This window comes from Flavicella sp. (assembly GCF_037132785.1).
In the GTDB taxonomy this organism is placed as follows: domain Bacteria; phylum Bacteroidota; class Bacteroidia; order Flavobacteriales; family Flavobacteriaceae; genus Flavicella.
This window is the reverse complement of the sequence record NZ_JBAHZZ010000045.1, coordinates 1-13218: the sequence shown is the minus strand read 5'-3', so window position 1 is coordinate 13218 and position 13218 is coordinate 1. Positions and strand designations below refer to the sequence as shown.

12 protein-coding genes and 1 pseudogene are annotated in these 13218 nt (G+C 31.1%); 5 read left to right on the top strand and 8 right to left on the bottom strand.

Annotated elements, in window-relative coordinates:
* The 4 genes and pseudogenes from V5787_RS02875 to V5787_RS02860 form a co-directional block, all read right to left on the bottom strand.
* Positions 1–89 (bottom strand): annotated as a pseudogene (locus V5787_RS02875) (IS1595 family transposase); the annotation flags it as partial.
* Positions 90–243: 154 nt separating this feature from the next.
* The gene (locus V5787_RS02870; RefSeq protein ID WP_336891776.1) at positions 244–1212 is read right to left on the bottom strand and encodes an FKBP-type peptidyl-prolyl cis-trans isomerase; all 969 of its coding nucleotides are present in this window, start codon (positions 1210–1212) and stop codon (positions 244–246) included.
* 20 nt (positions 1213–1232) lie between these two features.
* Positions 1233–1766, bottom strand: a complete 534-nt coding sequence (locus V5787_RS02865) for an FKBP-type peptidyl-prolyl cis-trans isomerase (protein ID WP_336891775.1) — start codon at positions 1764–1766, stop codon at positions 1233–1235.
* Entirely contained in the window at positions 1756–2787 is a 1032-nt protein-coding gene (locus tag V5787_RS02860; protein ID WP_336891774.1) for a bifunctional oligoribonuclease/PAP phosphatase NrnA, read from the bottom strand. The genes V5787_RS02865 and V5787_RS02860 overlap by 11 nt, the downstream gene beginning before the upstream one ends.
* A gap of 182 nt (positions 2788–2969) precedes the next feature.
* On the opposite strand from V5787_RS02860, the gene V5787_RS02855 reads away from it, so the two are divergent.
* Both V5787_RS02855 and V5787_RS02850 read left to right on the top strand, forming a co-directional pair.
* Positions 2970–3392 carry a nucleoside-diphosphate kinase gene (locus V5787_RS02855; RefSeq protein ID WP_336891773.1) on the top strand — a complete coding sequence of 141 codons (423 nt, stop codon included), beginning with the start codon at positions 2970–2972 and terminating at the stop codon, positions 3390–3392.
* Between the two features lie 91 nt (positions 3393–3483).
* On the top strand, positions 3484–5115 hold the full coding sequence (locus tag V5787_RS02850; protein ID WP_336891772.1) for a M1 family metallopeptidase: 1632 nt from the start codon (positions 3484–3486) through the stop codon (positions 5113–5115).
* On the opposite strand, the gene V5787_RS02845 is transcribed toward V5787_RS02850, so the two are convergent.
* Positions 5112–5906 carry a M48 family metallopeptidase gene (locus tag V5787_RS02845; RefSeq protein WP_336891771.1) on the bottom strand — a complete coding sequence of 265 codons (795 nt, stop codon included), beginning with the start codon at positions 5904–5906 and terminating at the stop codon, positions 5112–5114. The two genes, V5787_RS02850 and V5787_RS02845, sit on opposite strands and share 4 nt — an antisense overlap.
* A 450-nt stretch (positions 5907–6356) precedes the next feature.
* Here V5787_RS02845 and msrB point away from each other — a divergent pair, with 450 nt between their 5' ends.
* The 3 genes from msrB to V5787_RS02830 all read left to right on the top strand — a co-directional run bounded on the left by msrB (position 6357) and on the right by V5787_RS02830 (position 9405).
* Positions 6357–6746 (top strand): peptide-methionine (R)-S-oxide reductase MsrB, encoded by a 390-nt coding sequence (gene msrB, locus V5787_RS02840; protein WP_336891770.1) that lies wholly within the window; start codon positions 6357–6359, stop codon positions 6744–6746.
* A gap of 416 nt (positions 6747–7162) precedes the next feature.
* A complete protein-coding gene (gene ffh / locus V5787_RS02835; RefSeq protein ID WP_336891769.1) occupies positions 7163–8497 on the top strand; it encodes a signal recognition particle protein in 1335 nt (444 codons plus the stop codon).
* A gap of 32 nt (positions 8498–8529) precedes the next feature.
* A complete protein-coding gene (locus V5787_RS02830) occupies positions 8530–9405 on the top strand; it encodes a bifunctional 5,10-methylenetetrahydrofolate dehydrogenase/5,10-methenyltetrahydrofolate cyclohydrolase (protein WP_336891768.1) in 876 nt (291 codons plus the stop codon).
* Positions 9406–9439: 34 nt separating this feature from the next.
* On the opposite strand, the gene V5787_RS02825 is transcribed toward V5787_RS02830, so the two are convergent.
* The 3 genes from V5787_RS02825 to V5787_RS02815 form a co-directional block, all read right to left on the bottom strand.
* The gene (locus V5787_RS02825; protein ID WP_336891767.1) at positions 9440–10459 is read right to left on the bottom strand and encodes a DUF368 domain-containing protein; all 1020 of its coding nucleotides are present in this window, start codon (positions 10457–10459) and stop codon (positions 9440–9442) included.
* An 11-nt stretch (positions 10460–10470) separates the two neighbouring features.
* On the bottom strand, positions 10471–11397 hold the full coding sequence (locus V5787_RS02820; protein ID WP_336891766.1) for a DUF368 domain-containing protein: 927 nt from the start codon (positions 11395–11397) through the stop codon (positions 10471–10473).
* Between the two features lie 132 nt (positions 11398–11529).
* Positions 11530–12897, bottom strand: coding sequence for a tetratricopeptide repeat protein (locus V5787_RS02815; RefSeq protein WP_336891765.1), 1368 nt, complete (start codon positions 12895–12897; stop codon positions 11530–11532).
* Between the last annotated feature and the right edge of the window lie 321 nt (positions 12898–13218).

Genomic DNA, 13218 nt, shown 5'->3' with positions numbered 1-13218 from the left:
TTTATTTTGGCTAAATAAGCCTTACAAGCTTCATCATTTGGCAGTTCTTTTATAAAACTCAGTATATTTTGACCTTGAAAAACATCCATATCTGTTATATTTAATGACACTAAGATACAGAAACTAAATGACTAACTCAGTAATTTTTATTAGGAATTGAACTATTGTAAATATTCGATTTCAAATAAAAGTACCGAAAAGGGGAAGCAGATACAACTACCAATAAAAATGAAAAAATTACTTTTATTTATTTACTTTAATCAATTCTACCTCAAAAACTAAAGGCATAAAAGGTTTAATTAGTCCTCCTCTAGGATTCGCTCCATAAGCTAATTCTTGAGGAATATAAAATGTAAACTTAGCTCCTTCTCCCATCAACTGTAAACCTTCTGTCCAACCTTTAATTACTTGATTTAAACCAAAAGATGAAGGTGCTCCTCTATCTACAGAACTGTCAAAAACAGTTCCGTCAGGTATAGTTCCGTGGTAATGTACTGTTACATTATCCGTAGCTTCAGGGTGAATTCCATTTCCTTCTTTGATTACTATGTATTGCAATCCACTTTCAGTAACAACAACTCCTTCTTTAGCTTTATTTTCTTCTAAGAATTTCAATCCATCTTCTTTGATCTGACCAAAATCTTTATTTATCTGCTCCTCTGCTTGTTTTTGCTGTCTAGCCATAAAGAATATTCTTAAAACATCTTCTAAACCTTCCAATTCCAACAACACCTTTTCATTTCCTAATTCTTTGTATCCTTGAACAAATAAAGAGTTATTGATATCTTCAAAACTTGGTTTTAATTTAAGAGCCATATCCAAACCTAATGCATAACTAACAGAATCATGCTCACTCAACAACTTAGCTGTTGTATTTGAATTTACTATTTCTTCTACAACCCCAGAAGAATCAGCTGCTTTTATGACGTCCTCCTGTTGTTTTTTCATAAAAAACACTCTTAAAAGATTATCAATCTCTTTAATTTCAATTTTCACATTAGAAGTATCAGCTGCATTTTCATATCCTTCGATAAAAGCAGCCCCATTAGAATTAGGAAAATTAGTTTTTATTTTATTGGCCATATCTAAACCTAATGCATAACTAACAGAATCGATTTCTGTTGCTAAACTAGCTTGTCTTTTTTGGTTGTTACATGATGTGAATGCTATTGTAGCAACCAATCCAAGAACCGCAATACTTTTGATTTTCATTTTCGTTATTTTAATTGTTATTAGTTAATTGTTATTAATTTAATCTTGCTTATAATCGGTTCATTACTTCCAATTCTTCCAGAAGCATCCCCATTCATTCTATAAGCAACAAATGATGAAAAAATAAATTTTATTTCTTCCTTTTCTCCCATTATTTTTAAACCTTCTTTTAGACCTTTTATAATATGTTCTTTATCTACAACATAACTTCGCAAACCTAAGTCTTTTTTTGTATATAAAATAGTTCCATCCAATCCTATAAGTTCTTGTTCAAAAACTATATTATCACCTCTAATTGGTTTTACGGAATTATCGTTTTTAATTAGATATGCATACCAAAAACCTTTTCCTGAATTTATATATGCCAATGTTGAATCTAACTCAATATATTTTTTTATCAAATTTTGTTCTTCTAGAAAAATTCTTTTGTTAATAGCAATCGTTTTATTTAGTTCTGAAACCTTTGTTAAGTTAACAGCCCTACGTGCTTCTGTTTTATTACATCCACCTAAAGTGAGTAAAAACATAAATATTAAAAATATATTAACCTTCATAAGATTCTTCTAATTCATTTTTATAGTTAGGAAGTAATTTTAAAAATGTTTTCACTGTTTCTTTCAACGATGTCAACGACCTCCCGCCTGCAGCATTATCATGTCCTCCACCATTAAAATGATCTCTTGAAAATTTATTCACTGAAAAACCTCCTTTAGACCTTAAGGAAATCTTTATAATTTTCTGCTCTTTATCTTCAATAAAAATTGCAGCTAAATAGATTCCTTTTATAGATAACCCGTAATTTACTAAGCCTTCTGTATCTCCTTTTTGAAAATTACACGTATTTAACTCTTCTTGAGACAAAGTTATATAAGCTGCATGGTATTCATGTAAAATATGTAAATTGGACAAAGCAACTCCCTTTAACTGTAATCTACTAAATGTATTTGTATTAAAAACTTTATCGTGAATCTTAGAATTATCAGCACCTTTATCAATCAAAGATCCAATTATTTTGTGAGTTGTACTCGTTGTTGATGAAAATCTAAAAGACCCTGTATCTGTCATTATACCTGTATACAAACAAGTAGCAATATCAGCATCAATCATTTCTAGCTCCTCCATCATATCTATAAACTGATACACCATTTGACATGTAGAACAAATAGAGGTGTCTGAATAAATAAACTCTGTAACAGGATCTGGTTGTTGGTGATGATCAATCATTATATAAGTACCTTCATATGCTTCCAATGCTTTCTGCATATCATCTCCAACTCTATGAAAAGCATTAAAATCTAGCAAAAAAACTATATCTGCCTCTTTGATTGCTCTTTTCGACTGTTTATTATGCTTATCATATTTATAAACAGTGTGTACTCCAGGTAACCATTGTAAAAACTCAGGAATATCATTGGGTAAAACGGTTGTAGCAGTATGCCCTTTTTTAGACAAATAATGTTGCATTGCTAACGTAGATCCTATAGCATCTCCGTCTGGATTTCTATGAGCCACCAAAACTATATTTTTAGGAGTACTCAATAACTTTTTTACAGCTACTATTTGCTTTCTATTCATAGTTTGCAAATGTACAATTTAATTGAAGTTTGTTTTCTTATACATTGCAAAAAAAAATGTTAAAATAAACATATTATATTATTAAAACATGAAACATCAATTAGAAGCCATTAGTATACCTCTCAAAACATGGTTTCAATATAAAAAAAGTATCTTTACCTTGAAATCTAAAATATTAAAAAATGAGAACAAATAGAACCTTTACAATGTTAAAACCTGACTCTGTAAAACAGGGGAATATAGGAGCTATCCTAGAAAAAATTAATGCGTCTGGATTTAAGATTGTAGCAATAAAATTAACTCAATTATCAAAATCGGATGCAGAAAATTTTTACTCAACACATAAAGATTTACCTTTTTTCGAAAAGCTTATTGAATTTATTGCTAGCGGCCCTATTGTAACAGCTATTTTGGAAAAAGAAAATGCCGTTGAAGATTTCAGACTTTTAATAGGAAGCACAAATCCAGGAGATGCCGTAGAGGGAACAATTCGTAAAATGTTTGCTTCTTCTATGACTCAAAATGCCGTTCATGGATCAGACAGTGATGAAAACGCTGCAATTGAAAGCGCATTCCACTTTTCTAAAAGAGAAATATTTGAGTAGAAAACATAATAGTTTAGCTTCTAAATATATAAAGCCTGTTTACATTGGTAATCAGGCTTGTTTTTTTTCTAAACCACTTTAAACTAACGTTATGAGAATTTTAATTTATTTGGTAATGTTCCTCTGTACATTTACACTAAACTCTCAAAAGAAAACCTTTACAAAAAAGGATTCTTTAAGAGGAAACATTTCTCCTGATAGATCATGGTGGGATCTACAAAAATATGAGTTGGATATTTCCGTAGACATCTTATCAAAATCCATATCTGGCTCAAATAAAATATTTTATAAGGTTTTAGAAAATAAAACCACTATGCAAATTGATTTGCAAAAACCAATGAATATACTTGAGGTTAAACAAGGTAATCATATTTTAATAACGAAAAGAATTGGAGACACCTACACAATATACCTGAAAAAAGATCAAATTATCGACTCAATAAACCACATATCAATCAAATTTGAAGGCATTCCTTTAGCAACAAACTCAGCTCCTTGGCGTGGTGGATTTACATGGACTAAAGACGAATATGGTTGTGATTTTATTGGCACCTCATGTCAGGGAGATGGGGCGAGTCTATGGTGGCCTTGTAAAGACCATCCGTATGATAAACCAGACAAGGGAATAGAACTTTTTTACACAGTTCCACAGAATCTTGTAGCCGTAGGAAATGGAAGATTAATACAGACGTCCATTGATACTATCAAAAAAACGAAAACCTATCACTGGAAAGTGATCAACCCCATAAATAATTACGCTGTTCAAATGTCAATTGGTAATTATATTAATTATCGCAATAATTATAAAGGAGAATCGGGAATAATAAATTGCGATTATTACATTTTAAAACAAAATTTTTCTAAAGCAAAAAGTCAATTTATGCAAGTAGACAAAATGCTAGAAGCCTTTGAATTTTGGTTTGGACCATACCCGTTTTATGAAGATAGCTACAAAATTGTTGAAGCTCCTTATTTAGGCATGGAACATCAAAGTGCAATTAGTTATGGAAACAATTATAAAAATGGATATCGAGGAACCGACTTAAGTGGAACTGGTTGGGGGTTGAAATTTGATTTCATCATCATTCATGAGTCTGGACATGAATGGTTTGGCAACAATATCACAAACAAAGACATTGCTGACATGTGGATTCATGAAAGTTTTACAAACTATTCAGAAGCCATGTATTTAGAATATTTCTATGGAAAAAAAGCTGCCAATGAATACTTAATTGGAATAAGAAAAAACATCCTCAACGACAAACCAATAATCGGAAATTACAATGTCAACAACCGTGGTTCTGAAGACATGTACTATAAAGGTGCCAACATGTTACAAAACATTCGATATACTATAGCAAATGACGAGACTTGGAGACTCTTATTAAGAGGTTTAAATCAAGTTTTTTATCACCAAACTGTAACAACTAAAGAAATTGAAAATTATATATCTGATTTTACTGGTATAGATTTTTCAAAAGTCTTTGATCAATATTTAAGAACCACTCAAATACCAACATTAGAGTATAAAATCCATAAAAAAAACATCAAATACAGATGGACTAACTGTATTGAAAATTTTGATATGCCTCTATATTGTTATTTAAACAAAAGACAAATAAAAATAACCCCAAATACAAAATGGCAAAGGCTTAAAATAAACTATAAAATCGATAAATTTACTATTGATAAAAACTATTATATCAATCTCAAAGTAGATTAATTAAACTTCTTTGCTAGTGTATTAGCTTCTGGAATAAAATCTTGTAAATCCTTAATTCTTGTCGCGTTTGAAGGGTGAGTACTCATAAATTCAGGAGTAGAACTTGCCCCCATAGCTTTCATTCTTTTCCAAACCTCCACTGCTTCCTGAGGGTTGTATCCTGCCATAATCATAAAAACCATCCCTAATTTATCTGCTTCTGTTTCATGTTGTCTGCTGAATTTCAACATACCCAAACCCGAACCTAAACCATAAGCCATATTCCACATCAATTGTTCTTCCGTAGACACTCCAGAACTACCCGCCGCAACAGCTACAGCACCTATTTGCTTAATTTTTTGAGAGGACATACGCTCTTGACCATGTTTTGCAAAAGCATGAGCTACTTCATGCCCCATAATTGCAGCAATTCCATCAGTGTTTTTGGCTATTGGTAAAATTCCTGTATAAAAAACAACTTTACCACCAGGCATACACCAAGCATTTATGGCTTCATCTTGAACTAAATTAAATTCCCATTCATAACTATCCGCCTCCTTAGACATATTATTATCTCTCATAAACTTCGTTACAGCTTTTGAAATTCTTTCCCCTACCTCATTAATCTCCCTTGTCTCTTGTAGATTATCAGACAATGTACTCTCATCAAGAAAGGTTTTATATTGAGCAAAACTCATAGGCAATACCTCTGAATCCGAAACAAAATTCACCCTTTTCCTTCCTGTAATTGGAACTGTTGAACAACTTGAACCTAAAAATAATAAATTCAGTAAAATGATTATAAATCTCATAAGTAGTTATTTAATTTGATATACAAATATAATTACCATCTTTAACATCTCTGTTAGTATTTCATATTAATTCATCACGAATATAAATAATTTGGACTATTTTTTATTTAGATAAACAATAAAAGTTTAAGCATAGCCCCGCTACGGTTTTGTTTTTATGTAAAAAAAAACATATTTAATGCGTCATTTAAATAATAAAAATAGTTAAGCTCTTTATTATATCCACTGTTCAAATAGAATTTACATAATAATAGTCTGTCTTTGATTAGTCTACAGAAAAAATTTCAACTAAAATCCTAGACAAAGGTGATAACATAAATCGAGTTGAAGTTGATTGCGCTATTTGCCATGGACACATCTAGGACATGTTTTGAAAAAGTCCAAAAATCACAGGACGTAGTTATCGTATCAATTCAGTATCTTTAAAATCTCAACCTAAAAAATATCCAAATGAAAGTTAATAAAAGCAAACAAGAATGGAAAGATCAATTAACTGAAAATGAATATTATGTTCTTAGAGAAAAAGGAACCGAAAAACCTCATACAGGAAAATTAAATTTACATTTTGAAAGAGGAACATACACATGTAAAGGGTGTGGCACAGCACTTTTTGATTCATCAACAAAATTTGACGCACATTGTGGTTGGCCTTCTTTTGACAAAGCTATTCCCTACAAAATAACATATTTAGAAGATACTAGCTTAAACAAAACACGTACAGAAATAATTTGTAGTACTTGTCAAGGACACTTAGGACATATCTTTGATGATGGACCAACGGAAACAGGTTTGCGGTTTTGTGTAAATTCTCTTTCAATAGGTTTTGATAAAAAACAATAAAATTGTACCTTTAGCTTTTAATAACCACACTACCTATCCAACTACCCCTACATGAGTAAAATATGCCCAAATTGCAAAATAAAAAACAAAAAAATTAGAATTCGAAGACACTTTTGGATGAGATTAATCCCTACCTCAATACATTATAACTGTTTAAATTGTTATTCCAATTATCTCTATATTTTTCTAATCAATAAATCATTTCCTTTCCAAAAACCATTTATTGAGACGTCTAAAAAACTTTAAAACTGTCTCTTCTAAAAACTACTTGTGTATAACACATAACCAATTGATTTTTTTACTTGCTTAATTATTAATTTCAAAAACTAAATTTAGTGCAAATTATTTTGATGTGCCACTTTGAAAGACCTTGAGTTTCTACTATCTTTGTCGCTTTAAAAAACTTATTCAACAGTATGTTTCAGAATTTAAGCGAAAAATTAGACAAAGCACTTCATGTATTAAAAGGACATGGGAAAATTACCGAAGTAAATGTTGCTGAAACATTGAAAGAAGTTAGAAAAGCTTTGATCAATGCCGATGTAAATTATAAAATTGCTAAAGATTTTACTGCTAGAGTAAAAGAAAAAGCAATTGGACAAGATGTATTAACAACACTAAATCCTGGTCAATTATTAGTTAAACTCGTAAAAGATGAATTGACAGACTTGATGGGAGGAGAAACTGTTGGCGTAAACTTAACAGGAAGCCCAACTGTAATCTTAATGTCTGGACTACAAGGTTCAGGTAAAACAACTTTTTCAGGGAAATTAGCTAACTATTTAACTAATAAAAAGTCAAAACAAGTATTACTCGTTGGATGTGATATTTATCGTCCAGCTGCCATCAATCAACTTCAAATTGTAGGAGAGCAAATTGGTGTTGAAGTTTATGCTGAAGTTGGAAATAACAACCCTGTTGAAATTTCTTTAAATGCAATTAAGCATGCAAAAGCTACTGGAAAAAATACGGTAATCATTGATACTGCAGGTCGTTTGGCTGTAGATAAAGAGATGATGACTGAAATTTCCAATATCCATAAAGCCGTTAATCCTCAAGAAACATTATTTGTTGTAGATTCAATGACAGGGCAAGATGCGGTGAACACAGCAAAAGCCTTTAATGATTTACTGAACTTCGACGGAGTTATCTTAACCAAATTAGATGGAGACACTCGTGGAGGAGCTGCATTATCAATTAAATCTATAGTAAATAAACCTATCAAATTTATTGGTACTGGTGAAAAAATGGACGCAATTGATGTTTTTCATCCTGACCGTATGGCTGACAGAATTCTAGGAATGGGAGATGTTGTGTCTCTAGTTGAAAGAGCTCAAGAACAATACGATGAAGAGGCTGCAAGAAAAATTCAAAAAAAAATCGCGAAAGATCAATTTGGCTTTGATGACTTTTTAGCTCAAATTCAGCAGATTAAAAAAATGGGTAATGTAAAAGATTTAATGGGAATGATTCCTGGTGTTGGTAAAGCAATGAAGGATATTGATATTGATGATGATGCATTCAAAGGTATTGAAGCAATTATTCATTCTATGACACCTAGCGAAAGAACAGAACCTAAATCAATCAATGCTAGCCGCAAGAAAAGAATTGCTAAAGGTTCTGGCTCTACAATTCAAGAAGTCAATCAATTGATGAAACAATTCACCCAAATGAGCAAAATGATGAAAATGATGCAAGGAGGTGGTGGTAATAGTCGTAAGATGATGCAAATGATGCAAGGAATACGTTAGTCTTGTTTATTGAAAATTAAAATATTCGCTCGATGACAATTTTAGATGGAAAACAAACTTCTTCCGATATAAAAACTGAAATAGCTGAAGCAGTTATTAAAATAAAAAAAGAAGGCAAAAAAACACCTCACTTAGCTGCAGTACTTGTTGGTACTGACGGTGCTAGTATGACTTATGTAGGAGCTAAAGTTAAAGCATGTAATTTGGTAGGTTTTGAATCTACACTAGTAGACCTACCAAAAGAAACTACAGAAGAAAAAATTTTACAAATAATTGAAGATCTAAATAATAATGTCAATATCGACGGATTTATAGTACAACTTCCCTTGCCAAAGCACATCGATGAAAACAAAGTTTTAATGGCTATTCACCCCGACAAAGACGTAGATGGTTTCCATCCTACAAACGTTGGTAAAATGGCATTAGAATTGCCTACTTTTCTACCAGCAACTCCTTATGGAATCATGGAGCTACTGGAACGTTACAACGTTGAAACTTCTGGGAAAAATGTAGTCGTAATTGGGAGAAGCCATATTGTTGGTCGTCCGATGAGTATTCTCTTAAGTCAAAAACGCAAAGCAGGTAATGCTACAGTTACCTTAACACATAGTAGGACTAATAATCTAAAAGAAATTACTCAACAAGCTGATATCATTGTTGCTGCATTAGGTATTGCTGAATTTCTAACGGGTGATATGGTAAAACAAGGCGTTACTATTATAGATGTTGGAATTACCAGAGTTAAGGATGACAGTAAAAAGAATGGGTTTAGGCTCGCTGGAGATGTGCATTTTGAAAGTGTAAGTAAGAAAGCTGAATTTATCACCCCTGTACCTGGTGGTGTTGGACCAATGACTATAGCCATGTTATTAAAAAACACTCTTTTAGCTAGTAATCGTAAATCATAAAATTAGTAAATACATAGAATATCTGATATCGTTATTAAATGGTATCGGATTTCTTTTTTCTTTCAAAAAAACCTATACCAATAACCATTGCAATTCCAATCAAAATAAAACCAACGTAACTCCAATTTTCAAAATTATTCATATTCGGAATAAACCTCACATAATTTTCTACAATCGGTAATCCAGAACTATCTAACAACAAAACTCCATACTCTTTGGCTAAAATTTTTTCTTTCCATGGCCAAACCATCCCAAGAGATCCTGAAATAAAGCCGATAATTAGAGCTATTACTATATGATTCCATTTTTTTAAAACGTAACCTAAAATATGAGAAAGTGAAATTAGACCAAATAAAGAACCCATAAAAAAGGTTACAGCAATTTTTAAGTATTGAATATTTCTTTCATCTTCTAACACTTCCATATTCCCAACAATAATAGAGGTTGATACTTCAAATACAACATTAACACTATCAACTAACAAGAGTACATAATTTCCCATTAGCATTAACAAAAAAGAACCTGACAGCCCTGGAATTGTCATACCACTTACTCCTATTACACCACAAAAGAAAACAAACCATAGATTACTGTTTTCTGTTGCTGGTGGCAAATAGCTTAAACTAGCGCCCAATAAAATTCCTAGTAGGACAAATAATGTATTTTTTATACTCCAATACTTATAATTTACCCCGATATAATAAATGGAGCCCAAAATCATTCCAAAAAAAGCACTCCAAACATGTGTTTCGTAATTTGTGATTAGATAATCTAAAATAATTGAAATACTAAAATAACTAAACAAGCTACCTCCCATTACGAGTAGTAGAAACGTAATATTTAAATACTCAAACAGACTTTTAAAACGTCCATTTAGTAGAAGTTTTAAGGCCTTTAGATTTACCTTTCTAAAAGTGTAAATCATCTCTTCATAAAAGCCCAAAACAAATGCTACCATACCTCCTGAAACACCAGGAACTTTATTAGCAGAACCCATTGCTAACCCTTTAAGGAAAAGAATAATATTATCTTTTGCACTTCTACCTGTAGACATTCAATTATATTTTAATCCAACTCTTTATCTGCTTGTAATTTTTCTAATAATAAAATGATACCATAACCAATAATAGAAAATACAATTGCAAATAGTAATTGATTGTCTTCAAAATTTAAAGGGCTTATACTTTTTTGTAATAACGGCACCTCTTCTCCATGTGAGTTTGTTCTCCATGACAAAGTTTCTTTCCAAGGCCAAATTTTATTAAGAGAACCGATAATAAACCCTGTTAACCCAGCTAATGTTAGATTTTTGTACTTGGAGAATAACCATTTTAACATCTTTGAAAAACTTAACAAACCTATCACCGCCCCAGCACCTACAGAAGCAATTATTTGGAAATCTCTTGAATGAATTGCTTCTAAGATCATTTTATACGACCCAAGTAAAACCAAAATAAAAGAACCTGATATTCCCGGAAGTATCATCGCGCAAATCGCCAATCCTCCTGATATAAAATAAAACAATAAAGATGCTTCGTCAGATACTAAAGGTTCAAGGGTTGTTATGTAATAAGCCACAACAGCTCCTAATACAAGAATCAAATACGTTTTAATATTCCATTTTGTAATTTGCTTCGCTATAAAAACAACACTTGCCAAGACCAAACCAAAGAAAAACGACCATAAAAGTATTGCTTCTGTTTCTAGCAAAAAAGAAATTCCCTTAGCCAAGGTTACTACACTTGCTGCAACACCTAGTAATAAAGTTATTAAAAAGTTCCCGTTTATAGAACTCCAAACAGCCTTTATTCCTTCATTTTTTAATATTTGGAATGTTTTAAAATTGACACTACTAATACTTGCTAATAATTCTTCATAAATACCAGATATAAATGCGATTGTACCTCCTGAAACTCCTGGTACAACATCTGCTGCTCCCATTGCTACACCTTTAAAAAAGAGAACTGCATATCCTTTTATTGATCTTCCCATTGATAATATAATTTTCAGCAAATGTAACATTAATATCAGAAAAACACATAGTTAATGATATCGTTAAGGACAAAATAAACAGATAATTACTCTAAATAATACTAATTAGATTTTTCTATAAAAAACATTTTATTATTTATTCTTTTGGAAGTTTTCAATAATGTGTATCACTTCATCAAGTTTGAAAAAATCAGGATACATTTTTTCCATAACTTTTGAAAATTCAAAATCAATAGCCAATGCATTTTTTAAATGTAAAAAAGAAATATCTTTATCACCTAGTTGCTGAAATAATCCAAAAAGACGGTATTCAATTTCAGCAGCTTCATTAAAATACTTTTTAGCATTTACTAATGTATTCAATGAATCTGAATAATCACCTAAATAAGAGTGCACATCTGACAAAGCCAACCAAATTTCAATTGACTTATCATCTAAGCTTAGACACCGTTTAAAAGCAACAATGGCTTCTTCAAAAAAACTAAGCTTGATGTTTATTTCACCTAATTTCCTCCAATAAACGGAATTGAATTCATCAATAGACAAAACCTTTTTCATATAATACAAAGACTTAGAATAATCTTCCAATAGATAATAAACATCTGTTAAACTCATCCAAGCTTTATCCAACAAAGGATCTTCATTCACTGCTTTTTTATAAAATTTAGTAGATTTTTTTAATTGATTTAAACCTCTATAACAATCCCCTATTCTCAAATAAACAAAAGCCGTAGGATCGTCTAGCTCCAAGGAAATAGAATAATTTTCTATCGCTTCATCATACCTATTCAGTATCTCTAAGGTTTTTGCTTTTTCTAAATACCCACCAATAAAAGACTCATCAATCAATACGGCGTAATCAAAAGCTCTTAAAGCATCTTCAAAACTTTTTAAAACAACATATTGCCTACCTAATTGATGCCATGCCACTTCACAATAAGGATTTACATCAATGTATTGTTTCAGATACTCTATTGCCTCTTTATGTTTTTCACCCATATCAAAACAATAAATGACATTGTATAAAGCTGAATAATCTTCATAATCTACCTCGAGACATTTAGCAAAATTCATCCTTGCTTTATCAAAATCATCAAGATACAAATATTCCATAGCCAATAAAGATGCTACATCAGCAACATCATCAGTATATTCCATTGCTATTTGAAGTGAATAAATTGCCTCTTTATGCTTGTCTTTTTTGGACAAAACAGAAGCTCTTTGTATATGAATCTCCTCATTTGTCGGTTCAATCATCTCTAAGTCACTCAATAAACTTTCAGCAGTATCATATTTTTCTTCAAAAATAAACAACTCTACTTCTAATAGTTTTAACAAAACAGAGCTAGGATGTTGATCTAAGCTTAACTTTACAGCTTTTTTAGCCAACGAATGGCGTCCATTATCAAGATAATAATGAATAATCTCTTCGAATTCTGAAGAATCAAAAAAATAAATCTTGTTGGTTTTCAACATCGATTCAAACTTAGACAAAGCCATACCAAATTATATTTAAGTGAGACAACACCTTTACAAATTAAAAGTAGCCCTTCTCCGAGAATAATATACAAAAAACTTAAATTGTTTTTAACAATTTAATGAACAAATTCAGTATTTTAGAGTACTGCAACTCAGAAACATATTTATTATACTAACATTTTTTTATTATAAATGACTAAAACTTGGATTCAAGGTTGTAACGCAACAAAACGTTTTAGTTTTATGATGTTACTAAGCTACAATTTTAAGTTCAATATCCATCATTTCTTTTGGCGTTCTATATCCAAGTATCTTTCTAGGTCTATTATTTAGTTTTTCTTG